Annotated in this window: 18 protein-coding genes and 1 other RNA gene; 3 read left to right on the forward strand and 16 right to left on the reverse strand. The window is 65.2% G+C overall.

Going from position 1 to position 20,473, the window contains the following annotated elements; all coding sequences use genetic code 11:
- Positions 1-25 precede the first annotated feature (25 nt).
- The 15 genes from lpxC to mraZ form a co-directional block, all read right to left on the reverse strand.
- Complete coding sequence (lpxC, locus tag ABS769_RS05670) at positions 26-937, reverse strand: UDP-3-O-acyl-N-acetylglucosamine deacetylase (protein ID WP_006448956.1); 912 nt, start codon at positions 935-937, stop codon at positions 26-28.
- 235 nt (positions 938-1,172) lie between these two features.
- Complete coding sequence (gene ftsZ, locus ABS769_RS05675) at positions 1,173-2,411, reverse strand: cell division protein FtsZ (protein ID WP_317060629.1); 1,239 nt, start codon at positions 2,409-2,411, stop codon at positions 1,173-1,175.
- Between the two features lie 291 nt (positions 2,412-2,702).
- On the reverse strand, positions 2,703-3,938 hold the full coding sequence (gene ftsA / locus ABS769_RS05680) for a cell division protein FtsA (protein WP_003485272.1): 1,236 nt from the start codon (positions 3,936-3,938) through the stop codon (positions 2,703-2,705).
- Entirely contained in the window at positions 3,935-4,771 is an 837-nt protein-coding gene (locus ABS769_RS05685; RefSeq protein ID WP_268212737.1) for a cell division protein FtsQ/DivIB, read from the reverse strand. Before ABS769_RS05685 ends, ftsA begins: the two co-directional genes overlap by 4 nt.
- Positions 4,772-4,895: 124 nt before the next feature.
- Positions 4,896-5,852, reverse strand: a complete 957-nt coding sequence (locus tag ABS769_RS05690; RefSeq protein WP_317060628.1) for a D-alanine--D-alanine ligase — start codon at positions 5,850-5,852, stop codon at positions 4,896-4,898.
- On the reverse strand, positions 5,849-7,282 hold the full coding sequence (murC, locus tag ABS769_RS05695) for a UDP-N-acetylmuramate--L-alanine ligase (protein ID WP_023902728.1): 1,434 nt from the start codon (positions 7,280-7,282) through the stop codon (positions 5,849-5,851). Before murC ends, ABS769_RS05690 begins: the two co-directional genes overlap by 4 nt.
- Positions 7,279-8,550, reverse strand: a complete 1,272-nt coding sequence (gene murG / locus ABS769_RS05700; protein WP_317060627.1) for an undecaprenyldiphospho-muramoylpentapeptide beta-N-acetylglucosaminyltransferase — start codon at positions 8,548-8,550, stop codon at positions 7,279-7,281. The genes murC and murG overlap by 4 nt, the downstream gene beginning before the upstream one ends.
- On the reverse strand, positions 8,547-9,935 hold the full coding sequence (gene ftsW / locus ABS769_RS05705; protein ID WP_317060626.1) for a putative lipid II flippase FtsW: 1,389 nt from the start codon (positions 9,933-9,935) through the stop codon (positions 8,547-8,549). The genes murG and ftsW overlap by 4 nt, the downstream gene beginning before the upstream one ends.
- Positions 9,935-11,020 (reverse strand): phospho-N-acetylmuramoyl-pentapeptide-transferase, encoded by a 1,086-nt coding sequence (gene mraY, locus ABS769_RS05710; RefSeq protein ID WP_023902725.1) that lies wholly within the window; start codon positions 11,018-11,020, stop codon positions 9,935-9,937. The genes ftsW and mraY overlap by 1 nt, the downstream gene beginning before the upstream one ends.
- Positions 11,010-12,503: a UDP-N-acetylmuramoyl-tripeptide--D-alanyl-D-alanine ligase gene (locus ABS769_RS05715; protein ID WP_317060625.1), complete on the reverse strand. Its 1,494-nt coding sequence runs from the start codon at positions 12,501-12,503 to the stop codon at positions 11,010-11,012. Before ABS769_RS05715 ends, mraY begins: the two co-directional genes overlap by 11 nt.
- Positions 12,500-13,975, reverse strand: coding sequence for a UDP-N-acetylmuramoyl-L-alanyl-D-glutamate--2,6-diaminopimelate ligase (locus tag ABS769_RS05720; RefSeq protein ID WP_317060697.1), 1,476 nt, complete (start codon positions 13,973-13,975; stop codon positions 12,500-12,502). Before ABS769_RS05720 ends, ABS769_RS05715 begins: the two co-directional genes overlap by 4 nt.
- 8 nt (positions 13,976-13,983) lie before the next feature.
- Complete coding sequence (locus tag ABS769_RS05725; RefSeq protein ID WP_317060624.1) at positions 13,984-15,852, reverse strand: peptidoglycan D,D-transpeptidase FtsI family protein; 1,869 nt, start codon at positions 15,850-15,852, stop codon at positions 13,984-13,986.
- Positions 15,853-15,991: 139 nt separating this feature from the next.
- Complete coding sequence (gene ftsL / locus ABS769_RS05730) at positions 15,992-16,255, reverse strand: cell division protein FtsL (protein WP_005991913.1); 264 nt, start codon at positions 16,253-16,255, stop codon at positions 15,992-15,994.
- Complete coding sequence (gene rsmH / locus ABS769_RS05735) at positions 16,252-17,310, reverse strand: 16S rRNA (cytosine(1402)-N(4))-methyltransferase RsmH (RefSeq protein ID WP_317060696.1); 1,059 nt, start codon at positions 17,308-17,310, stop codon at positions 16,252-16,254. The genes ftsL and rsmH overlap by 4 nt, the downstream gene beginning before the upstream one ends.
- A 14-nt stretch (positions 17,311-17,324) precedes the next feature.
- Complete coding sequence (gene mraZ / locus ABS769_RS05740) at positions 17,325-17,780, reverse strand: division/cell wall cluster transcriptional repressor MraZ (protein ID WP_317060623.1); 456 nt, start codon at positions 17,778-17,780, stop codon at positions 17,325-17,327.
- A gap of 314 nt (positions 17,781-18,094) precedes the next feature.
- Here mraZ and ABS769_RS05745 point away from each other — a divergent pair, with 314 nt between their 5' ends.
- The 3 genes from ABS769_RS05745 to ABS769_RS05755 are packed head-to-tail and all read left to right on the forward strand — an operon-like array spanning position 18,095 to position 19,478.
- Positions 18,095-18,862, forward strand: a complete 768-nt coding sequence (locus tag ABS769_RS05745; protein ID WP_317060622.1) for an NRDE family protein — start codon at positions 18,095-18,097, stop codon at positions 18,860-18,862.
- A 50-nt stretch (positions 18,863-18,912) separates the two neighbouring features.
- Complete coding sequence (locus ABS769_RS05750; protein ID WP_317060621.1) at positions 18,913-19,164, forward strand: type II toxin-antitoxin system CcdA family antitoxin; 252 nt, start codon at positions 18,913-18,915, stop codon at positions 19,162-19,164.
- Positions 19,161-19,478, forward strand: a complete 318-nt coding sequence (locus ABS769_RS05755) for a CcdB family protein (protein WP_317060620.1) — start codon at positions 19,161-19,163, stop codon at positions 19,476-19,478. Before ABS769_RS05750 ends, ABS769_RS05755 begins: the two co-directional genes overlap by 4 nt.
- Positions 19,479-19,744: 266 nt before the next feature.
- Here ABS769_RS05755 and rnpB read toward each other — a convergent pair.
- An RNA gene (rnpB, locus tag ABS769_RS05760) (RNase P RNA component class A) lies at positions 19,745-20,094 on the reverse strand.
- Between the last annotated feature and the right edge of the window lie 379 nt (positions 20,095-20,473).

Here is a 20,473-nt window from a genome sequence, read left to right on the forward strand (position 1 = left end):
ACGCCAACTAAGGCATTCCCTGACATCAGGCGTAGACGGGGCTGGCGTAAGTGACAGGCGGCTGCACGCTGCCTTCGGGAAAGCTGACCCATTCCCAGGCGGCTTGATCGGCCAGCAGCGCACGCACCAGCTTGTTGTTGAGCGCGTGGCCGGATTTGAAGCCTTCGTAGGCGCCCAAGATGGCACCGCCGGCCAGATACAGATCGCCGATGGCGTCCAGGATCTTGTGGCGTACGAATTCGTTGGTGTAACGCAGGCCGTCCTCGTTGAGCACGCGGAACTCGTCCAGCACGATGGCGTTGTCCATCGAACCGCCCAGGCCCAGATTGCGCTCGCGCATGTACTCAAGGTCGCGCATGAAGCCGAAGGTGCGGGCGCGCGAGATTTCCTTGACGTAGGCCGAGGTGGAGAACTCGATTTCCTGGCGCGACTGCTTGGCCGGGATCATCGGGTGATTGAATTCGATGGTGAAACCGAGCTTGTAGCCCTCGTATGGCTCGAAGCGCGCGACCTTGTCGCCCTCGCGTACTTCCACCGTGTGCTTGATGCGGATGAAGCGCTTGGCCTTGTTCTGCTCGACGATGCCAGCCGACTGCAGCAGGAACACGAACGGGCCGGACGAGCCATCCATGATCGGCAACTCGGCCGAAGACAGTTCGACGATGACGTTGTCCACACCCAGGCCGGCCAGTGCCGACATCAGATGCTCCACGGTCTGGATCTTGGCGCCATTGCAGGTCAAACCGGTGCACAGCGTGGTCTCGGTGACCAGCTCGGCATCGGCGGGGACTTCGACGACAGGTTCCAGGTCCACACGCCGGAACACCACGCCATGATCGACAGGAGCCGGTCGTAGCGTCATGTACACCTTGTCGCCGCTATGCAGGCCGACGCCGGTGGCACGAATGGTGTTTTTGAGAGTGCGTTGCTGGGTCATATGCGAAGTCTGGATGAACAATGCAGACAGGCGCTGAACCGGCTGTCCAATCGTTGAGATTATCCGAATTTTAACAAGTCACGCGTGACGGCAACTGTAATCGACCGGTCACGCCACTGCAAAAGCTGCCGGATCAACGCGTCGATCCGGCAGAAAGAGGACATGGCATTGCAACCCCGAAGCGAACCTCGGGGCATTGCGGGCGGCGCCACCAAGGTGGCATCGCAGTGAAGCGTCAGTCTGCCTGGCGGCGCAGGAACGCCGGGATATCCAGGTAGTCGTTGGGCAGGTCTGCCGCCGGCGCAGAGGAACCGCCGCCGTTGGTGCTGCTGCTGCCGACCGAGTCGCTGCTGGGACGACGCAGGCCAAGGCCCATGCTGCCGCCAACGGCCTTGGATACCGCATCGCCACCGCTGGTTTCGAAATCGCCGAATTCCGGCTGGCCAGTGGTGGCGTTGCGCACCAGCTTGATCGGCGCGCGCTGGTCCGGACGCTGGGTCTGACGTGCAACCGCACGGTTCAAGCCAGTGGCCACCACGGTGACGCGCACTTCGTCCTGCATGTCCGGGTCGAGCACGGTACCGACGACCACGGTGGCATCTTCCGAAGCGAACGCTTCGATGGTGCGGCCGATCTCGTCGAACTCGGCCATGGTGAAGTCCGGACCGGCAGTGATGTTGACCAGGATGCCGTTGGCGCCGGCCAGGTTGACGTCGTCCAGCAGCGGGTTCTGGATGGCGGCTTCGGCGGCGGCCTGCGCGCGATCGTCGCCGCGTGCCGACCCGGTGCCCATCATGGCCAGGCCCATTTCCGACATCACGGTGCGCACGTCGGCGAAGTCGACGTTGATCAGGCCCGGACGCACGATCAGATCGGCGATGCCCTGCACGGCGCCCTGCAGCACGTCGTTGGCAGCGCGGAAAGCCTGAATCATGGTCGCATTGCGGCCGAGCACGGTGATCAGCTTTTCATTGGGAATGGTGATCAGCGAGTCGCAATGCTGGCTCAGTTCCTCGATGCCCTTCAGCGCAACCTGCATGCGGCGACGGCCTTCGAACGGGAACGGCTTGGTGACCACGGCCACGGTCAGGATGCCCATTTCCTTGGCCAGCTGTGCAACCACCGGCGCTGCACCGGTGCCGGTGCCACCGCCCATGCCGGCGGTGATGAACACCATGTCCGCGCCCTGCAGCGCGTCCATGATGCGCTCGCGGTCTTCCAGCGCGGCCTGACGGCCGACTTCCGGATTGGCGCCTGCGCCCAGGCCCTTGGTGACGTTGGTGCCGAGCTGCAGCTGCAACTTGGCGCCGCAGTTCTTGATGGCCTGCGAGTCGGTGTTGGCGGTGATGAATTCCACGCCATCGACGTTGGTGTTGACCATGTGTGCAACCGCGTTACCGCCGCCGCCGCCCACGCCAACGACCTTGATTACCGCGTTGGGAGCCATCTTTTCGATCAGTTCAAAATGTGCCATGTCAGTGTCCTCTTGAGCCGGGATTGGGGAGTGGGGATTGGGATTCGCAAAAGCGTTGGTCCCTGTCCACTCCGCACCACGGCGAGTGTTGTTGTTTGAAAGTCGGGATTCGTGTGCGGGACCTTAGATGCGCTGTTGCGCTCTACGACTCACCGCACCTACTCCTCGACGCAATGCCTGCAAAAAAGTTTACCGCCTACCCGCTCGCCGCTCTCTACTTAATCTTTGCTGCCACTCCGCTTTTCTTTCGCTCTTACCAATCCCAAATCCCGAATTCCCAATCCCGGCCCCTCAGAATTCGCCGCGATACCAGTTCTTCAATTTCTTGAACAAACTCCCGGCACGTCCGGTCGGGATCGACGGACGACGCGGGTGTTCGATCTGGCTGCCCATCAGCAACAGGCCCACGCCGGAGGCGTGTACCGGGTTGCCGACGACTTCGCCCAGGCCGGTGACGTGCTGGGGAATGCCCACGCGCACCGGCATCTGCAGCATTTCTTCGGCCAGTTCGACCACGCCTTCCATCTTCGACGCGCCACCGGTGAGCACCATGCCGGCGCGCACCATCTCCTCGAAACCGGAGCGGCGCAATTCGGCCTGCACCATTTCGAAAATCTCTTCGTAACGGCCCTGCACTGCCTGTGCGAGCGCATGCCGTGGCATGCGGCGCGGCGGGCGATCGCCGACCGAGGGCACCTGGATGCTTTCTTCGGCGGTGGCCAGCTGCGCGAGCGCGCACGCATAACGCACCTTGATCTGCTCGGCCTCCGGCGTGGGCGTACGCAGCATGTGCGCGATGTCGTTGGTGACATGGTCACCGGCGATCGGCAGCGATGCGGTGTGGCAGATCGCTCCCTGCACGTAGACGGCGAGGTCCGTGGTGCCGGCGCCGATATCCACCAGCACCACGCCCAGTTCGCGCTCGTCGGCAGTCAATACCGCCACCGACGATGCGAGCGAGGACAGCACCAGATCGTCCACCTGCAGGCCGCATTTCTGCACGCACTTGGTGATGTTGGCCGCCGCCGACTGCGCGCACACCACCAGATGCGCATGCACCTCCAGGCGCACGCCGGTCATGCCGACCGGATTGCGGATACCTTCCTGCGAATCATCCAGCACGTATTCGCGCGGGATCGCATGCAGGATGCGCTGGTCGGCAGGAATGGCCACGGCCTTGGCCGCATCCAGCACGCGCTCCAGATCGCTCCAGGTCACTTCGCCGTCGCGGATCGGCACGATGCCGGGCGAATTCTTGCACTGCACGTGGTTGCCGGAAATCGAGGCGTACACCGAGCGGATTTCGCAGCCGGCCATCAGCTCGGCCTCTTCCACCGCGCGCTGGATCGACTGCACGGTGGATTCGATATCCACCACCACGCCGCGCTTGAGACCGCGCGACTCATGCGAACCGATGCCGATCACTTCGATCGGATTGCCGGGCGAGTACTCGCCGACCAGCGCGACGACCTTGGAGGTGCCGATGTCCAGTCCAACGATGAGGGATTTGTCGCCTTTGCGGTTCATGTCTTAAAGCCGGGATTCGAGATTCGGGATTCGGGATTGGAGAAGAGCGGTCTACGGTTACGGGGCAATTCCAGAACAACCGTGTGGTGTGCGGCAGGCGCAGCCGGCGGAACCTTTTTCTTGGTTTCCGGCACGCCCTCTTCCATTTTTCGTTCGACCGTAAAACCGTTGGTGTAGCGCAGGTCGGCGCGGGCGATCGGGCGTTGCGGGTCGGCCAGCTGCGGCAATACGCGGGCGAAGCGTTGCAGGCGTGCGCGCGCATCGTCGCGGCCGATCACGATCTGCACGCCGTTGCTCAGGCCCAGCGACCAGCTGCCACGTGCGTCCATTTCCAGCCGCTCTACATCCAGCCCGGTCGGGGCGAACAGCGCGCGCGATTCGTTGTAGAGCGCCACCACGTCTTGCGTCTTGCTGTCCGGGCCACCGAGTTGCGGCAACTTGAAATCCTTCAACAACGGCGGGGTACGGAACAACCGGCCCTGCTCGGACAACATGCGGTCGGTGCCCCAGCGCGCGAACGGCTTGTGCTCGGTGACGCGCACTTCCAGCACATCCGGCCAACGCTTGCGCACCTGCGCACTTTCCACCCACGGCAAACGTGCGATGGCGTCTTGCGCGTTCTGCAATTTCACTGCGAAAAAACCCGAGCGCGCATACGGCAGCACCACCGCACGCAGCTCTTCGGCAGGCACCCGCTTGAAGTCGCCGGACACCCGCAACCGCGCCAACGGCCAACGCTCGGCGCCGACCCAGCCATTGAGCACGGCCACCACAGGCAACGCGACCAGCGTCACCGCGATCAACCAGGCCAGGATGCGCAGGGTGGCGTTCATGCGCGCGCTCCGCGCGCGTGATTGGGGATTCGGAATTGGGGATTCGCAACGGCAGCAGCAACAGCAACGGCGCACGCGGCGTCGCTGTTCACCAATCCCGAATACCGAATCCCCAATCCCGCCGTCATAGCGTCTGCTCCAGCACGCGCCAGACCAGTTCTTCGAAATCGATACCGAGCTGGCGCGCGGCCTTGGGCACCAGCGAGTGGCTGGTCATGCCGGGGGCGGTGTTGACCTCCAGCAGATACAGCTGGCCGCTGGCGCGGTCGCGCATTACGTCCACGCGGCCCCAGCCACGTGCGCCGGCAGCGCGGAAGGCGTCGAGTGCGAGCTGGCGGATCTGCGTTTCGGCATCGCCTTCCAGGCCCGGGCACAGGTACTGGGTGTCGTCGGCCACGTACTTGGCGTTGTAGTCGTACCACTGGCCCTTGGGCACGATGCGGATCGACGGCAGCGCGACCTCGCCGAGCACGGCCACGGTGAGTTCGTCGCCTTCGATCAGCTGTTCCATCAGCAGCGCGCCGTCGTATCGCGCCGCTAGCACCACGGCTTCTTCGAGCTGGGCCTGGTCGAACACGCGGCTGATGCCGACGCTGGAGCCTTCGTTGGCCGGCTTGACGATGACCGGCAGGCCAATCTGCTGTGCGGCAGCCTGAATTTGATCGGCGCTGGCGCCGGCGGCCAGACGCGCATAGCGCGGTGTGGACAGGCCCAGCGACAGCCACACCTGCTTGGTGCGGATCTTGTCCATGCTCAGCGCCGAGCCGAGCACGTTGGAGCCGGTGTACGGCACCTTGAACGCTTCCATCAGGCCTTGCACGATGCCGTCTTCGCCGCCGCCGTTATGGCCGTGCAGCACGTTGAAGACGCGGTCGAAACGTTTTTCGACCAGTGCCTGCGCCAATGCCGGAATGCCGTCCACCGGCTGTGCATCGACGCCGCGCGCGCGCAATGCATCGAGCACGTTGCTGCCGGAGTTCAACGACACTTCGCGCTCGGACGAGGTACCGCCGAGCAGCACGGCAACGCGACCGAACGCAGCCGGATCGGTGCCGCGCACGTTGGCGACCGTCGCGCTCATGCAGCCGCTCCGGTGAAGCCGTTATTGATGATGTGCTGGGCCACGTAACCGATATCGCCGGCCCCCATCATCAGCAACAGATCGCCGTCCTGCAGCACGTCCGGCAACACTTCGGCCAGGCCCGAAATCTGGCCGACCACCACCGGCTCGCTGCGGCCGCGCGCACGGATGGCACGCGCCAACGCACGCGAATCGGCGCCGGGAATCGGCGCTTCGCCGGCCGGGTAGACTTCGCTCAACACCAGCGCATCGACGGTACTCAACACCGCAGCAAAGGCGTCGAACTGATCGCGGGTACGGCTGTAACGATGCGGCTGGAATGCGACCACCAGACGCTTGTCCGGCCAGCCACCGCGGGCTGCGGCGAACACCGCTTCCAGCTCGCGCGGATGGTGGCCGTAATCGTCGACCACGCGCACGCGTGCACCGGTGCTGGTGGTGACTTCGCCCAGATCGTTGAAGCGACGGCCGATGCCGGCGAAGTTTTCCAGCGCACGCGCGATGGTCTCCGGCGCCACGCCCAATTGCCAACCGATCGCCGCTGCTGCCAGTGCATTAAGTACGTTGTGACGGCCCGGCAGTGCGAGCGTCACCGGTGTGGTGGTGCCCTCGGGCAGGCGCAGCGTGAAGCGCATGCGCGGGCCGTCCTGCACCACATCTTCGGCGCGCACGTCGGCGTTTTCGCTCATGCCGTAGCTCATCACGTGGCGCGGCGTCTTGCTGGCCAGCGCGGCCACTTCCGGGTCGTCGATGCACAGCAGCGCTAGACCGTAGAACGGCAGGCGCTGCAGGAATTCGGCGAATGCCGCCTGGATACGCGAGAAATCGTTACCGTAGTTTTCCAGGTGATCCGAATCGATATTGGTGATCACCGCCATCAACGGGTTCAGACGCAGGAAGCTGCCATCGCTCTCGTCGGCTTCGGCCACCAACCACTGGCCGCCACCGAGTTTGGCGTTGGCACCGGCGGCCAGCAACTGCCCGCCGATGACAAAGGTCGGGTCCAGCCCGCCTTCGCTCAGGACGGCCGCCGCCAGGCTGGTGGTGGTGGTCTTGCCATGCGTGCCGGCCACCGCGATACCACGACGGAAGCGCATCAGCTCGGCCAGCATCGCCGCACGCGGCATGATCGGAATGCGCTGGCTGCGCGCTTCCATCAGCTCGGGGTTGTCTTCGCGGATCGCGCTGGACACCACCACGCAATCGGTGCCGAGCACGTTGGCGGCCGAATGCCCGCGCATTACCCGCGCACCCAGCTTGGCCAGCCGACGTGTGGCCGCGTTATCGGAGTTGTCGGAGCCGGAGACTTCATAGCCCAGCGTCAGCATCACTTCGGCAATGCCGCTCATGCCGGTGCCGCCGATACCGACGAAATGCACGCGCGGAAACGCACGCACCAGATCGCCGCTGTCTTGCAGACGGCGGATCACGCGGCACCTCCGGTGGAGGTGCCGGGATTGGAGATTAGGGATTGGAGATTGGCAACGGCGGCGATCGATCGCGCCGAAAATTGACCATTAACGGATTTCTGCATGCTTTCCTGCTTGTGCTGTTGCTCTTTACGAATCCCCAATCCCGAATCCCCACTCCCGGCTTCCTGAAGAATGATGTCGGCGATGCGTTCGGCGGCGTCCGGCTTGGCCAGGGTGCGGGCGGCCTGTGCCATCGACAGGCGGCGGGCGGGGTCGGCGAGCAAGGTCTGCAAGACCTGCTGCAGACGCACTGCCAGGGTGTCGTCCTGCTTGAGCAGCACGGCGGCATCGGCGCCGACCAGGTACTCGGCATTGCGGGTCTGGTGGTCGTCCACCGCGGCGGCGAAGGGCACCAGCACGCTGCCGATACCGGCGGCGCACAGTTCGGCCAGCGTGGAGGCACCGGCACGGCACACGACCAGATCGGCCCAGGCGTAAGCAGCCGCCATGTCGGCGATAAAGGGCTCGACACTGGCGTTGACGCCGGCCTGCGCGTACGCCGCTTCGGCTTCGGCGCGCAGCTTTTCGCCGCACTGGTGGCGCACGTCGACATCCGGGTGACCGAGTGCCGCCAGCGCCGCCGGCACGGCTTGATTCAATGCGCGTGCACCCTGGCTGCCGCCGAGGACCAGCATGCGTACCGGGCCACCACGACCGACCAGGCGCAGAGCCGGCACGGGGAGCGCTGCGATTTCCGCGCGCACCGGATTGCCCACCGCTTCTTCGCCAGCGAAGCTGCCCGGGAAACCGGTCAACACGCGACGCGCGAAACGCGACAACACCTTGTTGGTCATGCCGGGTGCGCGATTTTGTTCGTGCACCAGCAATGGCACACCGAGCAGACGTGCAGCCAGGCCGCCCGGGCCGGCCGCAAAGCCGCCGAAACTGATCACCGCACGCGGCTGGCGCTTGCGCAGCACGAAGCCGGCCGCACGCACTGCGCGCATCACCCGCACCGGTGCACCGAGCAATTTCACCAGGCCCTTGCCGCGCAGGCCGGTGATGGCCAGCGTGTCGAGCTGGATATCGTGCTGCGGCACCAGGCGGGTTTCCATCGCGCCATCGGCGCCGAGCCAGGTCACCGGCACGCCACGCGCGCGCAGCACCTTGGCCACGGCCAGGCCCGGGAAGATATGCCCGCCGGTGCCGCCAGCAAGAATCATGACCGGACGAATCACAGCAGACTGCGCTGGCGCTTGCGCGGGGCTCGCATAATTACTACTCATGCAATCCTCCCGAACGTCGGTTCCACGCGCGGCTGCATGCGGCTGGTGCCGCGCAGGATGGCCGATGCCGGCGCCACCGATGCTGCAGCGACCGGTGCGGGTACGGGTGCGGGTGCGGGCGCAGCGGCAGCCACGGTATCGCGCTGCGGTTTGCGCGCTGGCGCATACGCCGGCGGCACCGAGTCGACCACCGGCTCGGCCGGCTCAGCTGACGGCGCGCCTGCACTCTGCGGCGACAACTTGCTGCGCAGGCGCTCGGCGCGATCCATTTCGTAGGACACGCGCAGCAGCAAGCCCATCGCCACGCAGGTCATCAGCACCGACGAACCGCCGGAGGAAATCAGCGGCAAGGTCAGGCCCTTGGTCGGCAGGATGCCCAGATTCACGCCCACCGAGACGAAGCTCTGCAAGCTGATCCACAGACCGATGCCGAAGGCGATGTAGCCGGAGAAATGACGCTTCATTTCCACGCAGCGCATGCCCAGCCAGAACGCGCGGCCAACCAGTAGCGCGTACAGCGAGATCACCCCGCACACACCGACAAACCCGAGCTCTTCGGCAATCACCGAAAAGATGAAGTCGGTATGCGCTTCGGGCAGGTAGTTGAGCTTTTGCACCGAGGCGCCCAGGCCCACGCCGGTCCACTGGCCGCGACCGACCGCCATCAAGGCGTTCGACAACTGGTAGCCGGAGCCGAGCTGATCGGCCCACGGATCCAGGAACGAGGTGATGCGACGCAGGCGGTACGGTTCCAGGATCGCGATGAAGGCGAACACCGGCAGACCGAACACGATCGGCATCGACATGCGCGGCAGGTTCACCCCGCCCAGCACCAGCATGCCGGCGGTGATCGCCAGCAACAGCGTGGAAGAGCCGAAGTCCGGCTGCATCAGCAGCAGGCCGACCAGTGCGATCGCCACGCCCAGCGGCTTGAGCATCGCCGGCCAGGTCGCGTTGACCTCGTCGCGAAAGCGCACCAGGTAGCTGGACAGCCACACGATGTAGAGCACCTTGACCGCTTCCACGGTCTGGAATTTCGACACGCCCAGATTGATCCAGCGCTTGGCGCCGTTGACGCTGCTGCCCAGGCCGGGCACGAACACCACCATCAGCAGGCCGAAACAGGCCAGCAGCAGCACCTGGTTGTACTGCTCGATGGTCTTGAGCTCGGTCCGCATCGCCCAGAACGCCAGGCCAATGCCGATGCCCAGAAACAGCAGATGGCGGGTGAGGTAATAGAACGGGTTGTCGGACAGTTCGATCGAGCTGGATGCCACCATCACCACGCCCAGCGAGGCGAGCGTGGCCGCGGCGCCGAGCAGCCATGGGTCGTAGCGGCCGCCGATGGCCTCGAGTCGAGTGGCTTGACGCGCGTTGTCGTTCATCAGCGCACCTTCAACGTGGCAAGACCGATCAGCACCAGCACCACCGAAATGATCCAGAAACGCACGATCACGCGCGGCTCGGGCCAGCCCTTGAGCTCAAAATGGTGATGAATCGGCGCCATGCGGAACACGCGCTTGCCGGTCAGCTTGAAGCTGGCCACCTGGATGATCACCGACAGCGTTTCGATCACGAACACGCCGCCCATGATCACCAACACCAGTTCCTGACGCACGATCACCGCGATGGTGCCGAGCACCGCGCCCAGCGACAGCGCACCGATATCGCCCATGAACACCATGGCCGGATAGGTGTTGAACCACAGAAACCCTAACCCTGCCCCGGCAATCGCCGAGCAGATGATGATCAGCTCGCCGGCCCCGGGAATCAGCGGGATTTTCAGATATTCGGCGAACACCACGTTGCCCGAGGCATACGCGAACACACCCAGCGCGCAGGCCACCAGCACGGTGGGCATGATCGCCAGACCATCCAGACCGTCGGTCAGGTTCACCGCATTGGAGAAGCCGACGATCCAGAAGTAGGCAATGACCACAAAGCTCACGCCGGCCAACGGCAGCGCCACCGCCTTGAACATCGGAATATAGAAGGTGATCGCGGCCGGCACATCGGCGGTGTAGTACAGGAACAGGCCGGCAGCCAGGCCGAAGATCGACTGCAGCAGATACTTCCAGCGCGACTTCAGGCCGTTGGGGTCGCGGCGCACGATCTTGATCCAGTCGTCGTACCAGCCGATCGCGCCAAAACAAAGCATCACTGCCAGCACCAACCACACATAACGGTTGCGCAGGTCGCCCCACAACAGCACCGACAAGGTCACCGTCAGCAGGATCAGCGAGCCGCCCATGGTAGGCGTACCGGCCTTGGAAAAATGCGTCTGCGGGCCATCCTGACGGATTGGCTGGCCACCCTTGAACTGGCCCAGCTTGCGGATCACCGCCGGGCCCATCCACAACGACAGGAACAACGCGGTCAGCGCCGCCAGGATGCCGCGGAAGGTCAGATAGTTGAACAGCCCGAACAGGCTCTCCAGTTGCTGTAGCCAACGGGCCAACTCAAGCAGCATGGGAGGTGTCCTCCGCCGGTGCGAGCAACGCGGCGACGATGCGATCCATCGCACTGCCACGCGAGCCTTTCACCAACAACGTGGGCGGGACCTGCGCCGTGGTGGCGGCAGTCTGCGCCGCCGCACCGGTGTGTTCGTGCATCGAAGAAGATTCCTGCGTTTGAGTCGGCGAAACGGCGACCTGCGCCAGATCCGCCTGCAACGCCGCGACCAGCGCGGCATGAGTGGCGAACACGCGGCCGCCATCGCCGAACGCCTGCGCGGCGGCGGCACTGAGCTCGCCCAACGCGTACAGCCGCTGCAACTTGGCCGCGCGCGCGCGACGCCCGGCGGCGGCATGCAGCGCCTTGCCTTCCGGGCCGAGTTCGCGCATGTCGCCGAGCACCAGCCAACCAGCGCCCGGCGCGGCAGCCAGCGTGTCGATGGCCGCATCCAGCGAACCGGGATTGGCGTTGTAGCTGTCGTCGATCAGCACCGCGCCGCTGAGCAGCGTGTGTGCGATCTGACGACCGGCCACCGGGCGCGCCTGCGCCAGACCGACCACGATGATCGGCAGTGCAATGCCCGCGCCCAACGCCAGCCCGGCCGCAGCCAGCGCGTTGAGCACGTTGTGGCGGCCCGGCAACGGCAGCGCGATCTGCGCCTCGCCTTGCGGCGTCACCAGCGTGAACTGCGCACCACCTTCCTGCAGCCGTAGCCCACGTGCAGTGAGGTCGGCGCTGGCCTGCAAGCCATAACGCAACACGCGGCGACCGTGCACCGGCTGCGCATGCAATTGCTGCTCGAACCAGGCGCCGAAGGCATCGTCTGCATTGATCACCGCCACGCCATCGGCTGGCAATGCGGCGTAGATGGCGCCCTTGGTGCGCGCGACGCCGAGCAGGCTGCCCAGGCGCTCCAGATGGGCGGGTGCGATGTTGTTGACCAGGGCTACGTGCGGCTGCGCGATGTCGGTGAGATAGGCGATATCGCCCGGCTTGCCGGCGCCCATTTCGTAGATCGCAACATCCGCATCGTCCGGCGCCGCGATCACCGCCAGCGGCAGGCCGATCTCGTTATTGCGGTTGCCCGGATTGGCGTACACGGTGGTGCCATCGACACGCCCAGCCTCTTCCAGGATCGACAGCAGCAAGGCCTTGACGCTGGTCTTGCCGTTGGAGCCGGTCAACGCGATTACGCGCGTGGCGCGGTCGCGCTGCATGCCGGCGGCGATACGCGCCAGCGCGAGTTCGGTGTTTTCCACCAGCACCTGCGGCACGCTCAGCGTCGGCAGCAAGCGCTCCACCAGCAAACCGCTGGCACCCTGCGCCACTGCGTCTGCGGCAAAGTCGTGTCCATCGAAACGCTCGCCGCGCAGCGCCACATACAGGCTGCCGTTGGCGAGCGTGCGGGTGTCGTTGCCGACCGCGTCGATCATGGCGTCGTCGCCATGCAGCTCGCCGCCGGCCCAGTGGGCGATCAACGACAACGGAGTGAGCTTCATGCGCGCACTCCCAGCACGGTGCGCGGCAGCAAGGCCTGCGCCGCCACGATGGCGTCGTCGAAGGCATGCCGCACGCCGGCGACTTCCTGATACGGCTCGTGGCCCTTGCCGGCGATCAGCACGATGTCGGAGGCACCGGCCATGCTGATGGCCTGATGGATCGCCGCGGCGCGGTCGCGCTGCACGATCGCCGCATCCGGGCGTGCGAAGCCGCGCAGGATATCGGCCACGATCACATCGCCATCTTCGCCACGCGGGTTGTCGTCGGTGACGATCGCTACATCCGCATTGACCTCGGCGATCGCCGCCATCTGCGGGCGCTTGCCGGTATCGCGCTCGCCACCGCAGCCGAACACGCAGATCAGCCGGTCCTGCGCATGCGAACGCAGGCTGGCCAATGCCTGTTCCAGCGCGTCGGGCGTGTGTGCATAGTCCACCACCACCAGCGGGGCGCCATGCGCGCCGCCGAGACGATTCATGCGGCCGTGGATCGGCTGCAGCTGACCAAGCACTTCAGCGATCTGTGTCGGCGCGATGTCCAACGCATACAACGCGCCGGCGACCGCGAGCAGGTTATCGACGTTGAAGCGGCCCAGCAGCGGCGAGTGCACCGGATGCACGTCGCCATGGATGTTGAGCGCGAAATTGATGCCGTTGTGGTCCAGCTGCAGCGCCTGCGCACGCACCACTGCCTGGGCTTGCGCGCGCGAACTCACACCGATCGCGCGCAGCGCCGGGTCGAGCGCGGCTAGCAACGTGCGGCCGAAGTCATCGTCCAGATTCACCACAGCTGCTTTCAATCCAGCGCGCGTGAACAGCTTGGCCTTGGCCGCGCCGTACTGCTCCATGTCGCCGTGGTAATCGAGATGGTCGCGGGTGAGATTGGTGAACACCGCCACGTCGAAGTGCACTGCGTCGACGCGGCCCTGGTCGAGCGCGTGCGAGCTGACTTCCATCGCCACGACCTGCGCACCTTCATCGCGCAATTGCGCCAGCAGCGCGTGCGTAGGCAACACCAGCGGCGTGGTGAAACCGGTCGGCACGGCACTGCCATACAGGCCAACACCCAAGGTGCCGAGCGTACCGGTGGGCATGCCGAGCAGCGTCAGCGCCTGCGCCAGCAACTGCACGGTGGAGGTCTTGCCGTTGGTGCCGGTGACGCCGACCATGCGCAGCGCCTGCGAGGGCTGGCCATGAAACTGATCGGCCATCGCGCCCAGGCGCGCACGCAAGCCCGGCACCGCGATCGCGTCGGCCGGGGCCGGCAACTCGGCAGGCGCTGGCGGCTCGAACAACACCGCCGCCGCGCCATTGGCACGCGCCTGTTCGACGAAGCCCAGACCATGCGCGCCGAAGCCGGCGATCGCCACGAAGGCATCGCCCGCACGCACTGCACGGCTGTCCATCACTAGACCGGAGACCTGCACGTCGTGCGCAAGCGCAACGTCCGGCAACAGCTGTGACAGCGGCATGGAGCGGCTCACTGGCGGCTCTCCTGCAGCGGTGCGGGCTGGGCCGGCGCGGGTAACGCCGCAGGTGCAAGTGCGGTGGGAATACCGGCAGACACTTCATCCACCGGATCCGGCATCAACGCCGGGTCCAGCTCGGGCGACTGCGGCTTGGCGATCGGCTGCCCGGTTTTGCCGGCGGCCTGCGCGGCCAGCCACGACTGGATGTCGTCGGGCGGCACGTCCATCAGGCGCAGCGCGCCTTCCATCACCTTGTGGAACACCGGTGCCGACACCAGGCCGCCGTAATACACCTTGCCCTGCGGATCGTTGATCACGATGACCGTGGCAAAGCGCGGCCGCGTGGCCGGCACCAGGCCGGCGAACAGCGCGTTGTAATGCCCGCGCTCGTAGCCGTTGGCGCCGTTCTTGCGCGCGGTACCGGTCTTGCCGGCCACGTGATAGCCCAGGATGGCCGCGCCCTTGGCGCCGCCCTGGGTGACCACGGTTTCCATCATGTCGATGACCTGGCGCGCCACTTCAGGCGTGACCACCTGGCGGGTTTCGTTGTGCTGGCCGCGTACGAAGGTCGGCGGGGTCAGCTTGCCGCCGTTGCCCAGCGTGGCGTACGCCTGCGCGATCTGCAGCGGCGTCACCGACAGGCCATAGCCGTACGACATCGTGGTCTTGGACGGGCCGCTCCAGCGCGCCGGCTGCAGCACCACGCCCGACGATTCGCCGGGAAAACCGCTATGCGGCGCGCTGCCGTAACCGAAATTGCGGATCGACTGATAGAAGGTCTGATCCGGCACCTTGGCCGCGATCTTGGCCGCACCGATGTTGGAGCTGCGCGTGATCACGCCGGTGACGTTGAGCACGCCGTTGTTGCGCGGCACATCGCGGATGGTGAAGCGCCCCACGGCCATGTAGCCGGGGTTGGTGTCGATGATGGTGTCCTTGGTCACCACGCCGGCAGTCAATGCGGTGGCCACGGTGAGCGGCTTCATCGTCGAACCCGGCTCGACCAGATCGGTGACCGCGCGGTTGCGGCGCGCCGACGGATTGATGCCAGTGACCGAATTGGGGTTGTAGGTGGGCAGGTTAACCATCGCCAGCACTTCGCCGGTGGCCACGTCCATCACCACCATCGAACCGCCGGCAGCATTGTTTTCGACCAACGCGTTGCGCAGCTCCTTATAGGCCAGGAACTGGATGCGGCGGTCGATGCTCAGCGTCAGGTCCTTGCCCGGCTGCGCCGGACGCACCAGATCCACGCTCTCCACGATCGCGCCGCGCGCATCGCGCACCACTTTCTTGGAGCCCGGCTTGCCGCGCAGCCATTCGTCGAAGGCCAGCTCAAGGCCTTCCTGGCCGCGGTCGTCGATATTGGTAAAGCCCAGCACATGGGCCATCGCTTCGCCTTGCGGATAGAAGCGACGGAACTCGCGCTGCGAGAACACACCGGGAATCTTCAGCTCCACGATGGCATGCGCCTTGTCCGGATTGATCCGGCGCTGCAGGTACATGAATTCCTTGCCGGCCTTCTGCGCCAGCTTGGCGTTCAACTCGTCCAGCGGCTGGCCGAGCGCCTTGGCCAGCTCGGGAATGCGGTCCGGGTTGCGCAGCAGTTCCTGCGGATTGACCCAGATCGATTCCACCGGCGTGGACACCGCCAGCGGCTCGCCGTTGCGGTCGGTGATCATGCCGCGCGAGGTGGCGATCGGCAGCTCGCGCAGGTAGCGCGCTTCGCCCTGGCGCTGATAGAAATCGCGATTGACCAGTTGCACGAACGCCGCGCGGCCGATCAGCGTCACCGAGCACAGGCCCAGCGCGATGCCGACCAGCGTCAGGCGGCCACGCAGGTTGAAGTTGCTGCGCGCGCGGTTGCGGCCGGCTTTCATGGCGCACCTCCGTGTGCGCCACCCTGCGGGCGGCTACGCCGTGCAAAACGGCTGTCCTGCCGTTTTGTCATGGGCGTACCTGTGTGTGCGCCACCCTGCGGGCGGCTACGCCGTGCAAAACGGCTGTCCTGCCGTTGTGTCATGGGCGCACCACCACGATGTCGTTGGTCTCCGGGAACTTCATCCCGATGCGCGCACGCGCGACCTGATCGACGCGGTTGCTTTCCGCCCAGGTGGCCTGCTCCAGCTGCAGCCGGCCGAATTCGATATTCAATTCGTCACGCGTGTGTTCGAGCTTGGACAACTGCACGAACAACTTGCGATGCATGTGGCGCATGTACACCACACCGATCGCCGAGGCGATGCTGCAGGCGAGCAGCACGATGAGCAGCAGGCGGCTCATGCGGCGTCTCCGTTCGGAGACGCCGGGAATCGGGAATCGGGATTCGGGAATCGGAAAGCAGCGGCACTGTTGCCTTTGCCCATTCCCGATTCCCCATTCCCCAATCCCAGCTTCTCGGCCACCCGCAACACCGCACTACGCGCGCGCGGGTTGACGCTCAACTCGTCGAAGTCGGCTTTGACTGCGCCGGTGATCAACTGCAGCGTCGGTACGAACGGCTGCGCTTCGGGCAGGCGGCGGTTGCTCGGCGGGGCCTTGGCGTAGCGGGCCATGAACTGCTTGACGATGCGGTCTTCCAGCGAATGGAAGCTGATCACCGCCAGGCGGCCGCCGGGCTTGAGCGCGCCCAGGGCGGCGTCCAGGCCGGCTTCCAGATCGTCCAGCTCGCGGTTGATGTAGATGCGGATCGCCTGAAAGCTGCGCGTGGCCGGATGGGTCTTGCTGTCGCCGCGCGGCATCACCGAGGCGATCAGCTCGGCCAGTTGCGCGGTGCGCAGCAGCGGCTGTTCGACCCGGCGGGCCACGATGGCGCGCGCGATGCGGCGGCTCTGGCGCTCTTCGCCATAGGTCCACAACACATCGGCGATCTCGCGGTCGCTGGCATGCGCCAGCCACTCGGCCGCGCTCTGTCCGGCGTCAGGATCCATGCGCATGTCCAGCGGGCCGTCCTTGCCGAAACTGAAACCGCGCCCGGCCACGTCCAGCTGCGGCGAGGACACGCCCAAATCCAGCAGGATGCCGTCGACGGTTGCCGCAGCGACCACCTGGCCGAGGCCGGCGAAGCTGCCGCGATGGATGGACACGCGCGCATCGTCACCGAACGACTGTTCGGCCACGGCGATCGCGTCGGGGTCCTTGTCCATCACCAGCAGTCGACCTCCCGGGCCAAGATGTTGCAGCACGCCACGGGCGTGTCCGCCACGTCCGAACGTGCCATCGAGATAGGTTCCGTTTTCGATCACCTGCAGGCCGTCCAGAACCTGCGTGTACAGCACCGGCACATGGGCTGCCGGCGGCTGCGACACCGGGTGACCGGGCTGCGCTTCACCGCGCATCCGGGCACCCCGGCTCACAACCTGAGATCGAGCAATTCATCGCCCAGATCCCCGTCAGACAATGTCTGCTGGATCAGTGCGCGATGTGCCTGCTCGCTCCAGAGTTCGAATTTGTCGCCCATGCCCAGCAGCACGGCCTTTTTCTCGATACCGACCGCATTGCGGTGGCTGGCCGGGATGCTCAGACGGCCGTTGGCGTCCAACTCCAGCATTGCCGAAGAACCCACCAGTTTCTGCTGCAGCGTGCGGACCACGCGCTGGGTATTGGGCTTGGACATCACATCGTCACGCACCCGCTCCCACTCCTTTTCCGCGTACAGCCACAAGCATCCGGCTTCGAACGGGTTGTAGGTGAGTACCAGACGGTTGCCGCTCACGCGCGTGACGAGGTCGCGGTATGCGGTTGGCACCGCCATACGCCCCTTGTCGTCCACCGTGATGGCAGTCTCGCCCTGAAACACCGAATGCAACCTCGAATACCCGCTGGGGGATCATTGAACCACGAAAAACCACAAAACACCTGGTTTTCCCTCCGTTGCCCACCTTAGCAGTGCGCCGAAGGTTGTCAACAACTTTGGAGACCGCAAATCGCCAGTCGCATCAATGAGTTGCAGCACTCTTTAGAGACTTGTTCAAAGGTTATCCACAAGTTGCTGTTTCGTCTCAGATTTTGAGATTGAACAAAAGTTCAGGGGTGTGAAGGCCATGTAAACTCCACCGTGGTCTCACTTCACATTGAGCCGGCTACACGTCATGACTGCGCAAACCGGCGACAATCGGCGCCATGTGTCTGGTCGCTCTCGCCTGGAAAGCCCACCCCCGCTGGCGTTTGCTGCTGGCGGGCAACCGCGATGAATTCCACGAGCGCCCAACCGCGTCGCTGGCACGTTGGGCCGCGCCGGCCGATGGCGTGCTGGCGGGCCGCGACCTACGCTCGGGCGGCAGTTGGGTAGGGCTGGGCAACCACGGTCGCGTCGCGGTGGTGACCAACGTGCGCGACCCGCTCGCCACCGCGTCGGGGCGCTCGCGGGGTCATCTGATTGCCGATTACCTGGCCGGCAGCCTGGATGCCGCGGCCTACGCCAGCGATCTGGCAGCGGCCGCGCATGAGTTCCCGCCCTTCAACTTATTGCTGTGCGATGCCAAGCGTTGCGAGCACCTCAGCAACCACCCGCCATTGGCCCGCACGCTGGCTCCCGGCATCCATGGCATGTCCAACGGCCCGCTGGACGCGCAGTGGCCGAAGACCGGCGCACTGACTAATGCGTTGCACAACTGGTGCGCCACCGACAGCGACGACCTGCAACCCTTGTGGACCGCCCTGGGCAACCCTGCCATCGCACCCGACGCCGCGCTTCCCCACACCGGGGTGGACTTGGCCACCGAACGCCTGCTCTCGGCTGCCTTCATCACCGGCGCCAGCTACGGCACGCGCGCCAGCACCATCGTGGCGGTGGACCAGCAAGGCTGCGGCTTCATCCACGAACGCCGCTTTGGACCAAACGGGATCTTCCAGGGCGAAACACGGCTGGACATCGCCGGCACGCATTGACAACCCGAAATCATGCGCATAGCGTGCGCATAAACCACAGGAGGCCGCTCATGAGCCGTTATTACGATAGCTCCGCGCAAAAGAAGCCGCTGAACCTGACCATCAACTCCGACCTGGCCTCCCAGGCCCGGGCGATGACCGGCAACCTGTCGGCAAAGGTCGAGGAACTGCTGGCCGAGTACGTGACAAAAGAACGCGACAGCCACAGCGCCCGAGCATTGGAGCTGCAGCGCGCCGCAAGCGAATGGAAGACCTTCACCGACGCGCACGGCTCCTTCGCCGACGAGTTCTCCACTCTATGACCGACCAGTTCGATGTCTACGCGAACGTCGGCCAGAACAAGAACATCCCGTACGTGGTCGTCGTCCAGTCAAAGATCTTCGACGCCTCCCCCCGCCGCGTCGTCGTGCCCCTGGTCCGAAAGTCCACCCACTCCCCGACCCCCTCCCGCTTCACCCCGGAACTCACGGTGGCCGGCCACAGCGTCATCCTGCAACCCCTGGAAATGACCTCGGTGCCCCTGGCGGCGCTCAGCAAACCTGCCGGCACGTTGAAAGACCAGGGCCAAACCATCATCGACGCCCTGGACGAACTATTCACCCGCTCATTCGGCTAAGCGCCAACGTCAACGCAGGCGAAGCGAATGTCAGCCGCGAGGGCAAAGCCCAAGCCAAGCAACAAAAATCGAAGCATCAAAAATCGCGCTGATCGCAAACAGCTGAACGCACCGGATAACTCACCGAGTGCAAGCCCCCTTGAGTCAAGGGGGCGCGGCGATAGCCGCGGGGTTCTGGCGTGCCCGGAGCGGGACCCGCGTTTTGTACCGCCAACGGCGGTACGAAGCGTGGGCACCTTCGAGAAGGGCGAACGCCCGAACGAAGGTGGCGGAGCCGGCCGATAAGCCGGGTTCTGTCGTGGACAGTCATTCGTCTAGGCGCTACGTCACCGCAGCGCTCAAGCAACCTACCCGGATCCAGCGCGGGCCACGCCAATGGATCCCTATTTGGTCTTGCTCCAGGTGGGGTTTGCCGTGCCGGTCCGTTACCGGACTCGCGGTGCGCTCTTACCGCACCATTTCACCCTTACCGGCTCCCCGAAAGGAACGTAGGCGGTATCTTTCTGTTGCACTTTCCGTCGGCTTGCGCCGCCCAGGCGTTACCTGGCACCTTGCCCTATGGAGCCCGGACTTTCCTCGGCACTCTTGCGAGTGACGCGACTGTCTGGCCGACTCCGCCGGGGCGCACTATACGCTATCGCAAGACCATCCCGCCGGTCCGCGGGCGATGAGGGCATCGCGCGCTCGACACACTCTGCTTGGGAACATCCGGCCAACGCTGAGGCCCCAGCGCTCGGTTGCCCTGATCGGTCGCTTTGAGAGGTTGATCGAACGGTGCGGATGCGTCGGTTATAGAGCGGCTGATCTGCGGCTTTGCTGCAGGGCCCTTGCCCGCCCACCATCGCAGGACACGCCGCAAGTACATCCATGTAGCAACTGTGTTGATCAGGGCCTCAACCCGCGACCTTTGAGCGGTTTCCTTCAGGCGCGTTCATCGGTAGGTGCCGGCCGCTGGCCGGCACGCTTTTTTGCGTTTGCGCATGGCCGTCAAATGC

The organism is Xanthomonas hortorum (assembly GCF_040279205.1).
GTDB lineage: Bacteria > Pseudomonadota > Gammaproteobacteria > Xanthomonadales > Xanthomonadaceae > Xanthomonas > Xanthomonas hortorum_F.

Excerpts from the sequence above, each read along its gene's own strand:
- ABS769_RS05750 (WP_317060621.1), top strand. The coding sequence starts at position 18,913 with ATGAGCCGTTATTACGATAGCTCCGCGCAAAAGAAGCCGCTGAACCTG.
- ftsL (WP_005991913.1), bottom strand. The coding sequence starts at position 16,255 with ATGAGCCGCCTGCTGCTCATCGTGCTGCTCGCCTGCAGCATCGCCTCG.
- ABS769_RS05745 (WP_317060622.1), top strand. The coding sequence starts at position 18,095 with ATGTGTCTGGTCGCTCTCGCCTGGAAAGCCCACCCCCGCTGGCGTTTG.
- rsmH (WP_317060696.1), bottom strand. The coding sequence starts at position 17,310 with ATGCGCGGTGAAGCGCAGCCCGGTCACCCGGTGTCGCAGCCGCCGGCA.
- murG (WP_317060627.1), bottom strand. The coding sequence starts at position 8,550 with ATGAGTAGTAATTATGCGAGCCCCGCGCAAGCGCCAGCGCAGTCTGCT.
- ABS769_RS05715 (WP_317060625.1), bottom strand. The coding sequence starts at position 12,503 with ATGAAGCTCACTCCGTTGTCGTTGATCGCCCACTGGGCCGGCGGCGAG.
- mraY (WP_023902725.1), bottom strand. The coding sequence starts at position 11,020 with ATGCTGCTTGAGTTGGCCCGTTGGCTACAGCAACTGGAGAGCCTGTTC.
- ABS769_RS05755 (WP_317060620.1), top strand. The coding sequence starts at position 19,161 with ATGACCGACCAGTTCGATGTCTACGCGAACGTCGGCCAGAACAAGAAC.
- ftsZ (WP_317060629.1), bottom strand. The coding sequence starts at position 2,411 with ATGGCACATTTTGAACTGATCGAAAAGATGGCTCCCAACGCGGTAATC.
- ABS769_RS05690 (WP_317060628.1), bottom strand. The coding sequence starts at position 5,852 with ATGAGCGCGACGGTCGCCAACGTGCGCGGCACCGATCCGGCTGCGTTC.
- ABS769_RS05685 (WP_268212737.1), bottom strand. The coding sequence starts at position 4,771 with ATGAACGCCACCCTGCGCATCCTGGCCTGGTTGATCGCGGTGACGCTG.
- ftsW (WP_317060626.1), bottom strand. The coding sequence starts at position 9,935 with ATGAACGACAACGCGCGTCAAGCCACTCGACTCGAGGCCATCGGCGGC.
- ABS769_RS05725 (WP_317060624.1), bottom strand. The coding sequence starts at position 15,852 with ATGAAAGCCGGCCGCAACCGCGCGCGCAGCAACTTCAACCTGCGTGGC.
- ABS769_RS05720 (WP_317060697.1), bottom strand. The coding sequence starts at position 13,975 with ATGCCGCTGTCACAGCTGTTGCCGGACGTTGCGCTTGCGCACGACGTG.
- lpxC (WP_006448956.1), bottom strand. The coding sequence starts at position 937 with ATGACCCAGCAACGCACTCTCAAAAACACCATTCGTGCCACCGGCGTC.
- ftsA (WP_003485272.1), bottom strand. The coding sequence starts at position 3,938 with ATGAACCGCAAAGGCGACAAATCCCTCATCGTTGGACTGGACATCGGC.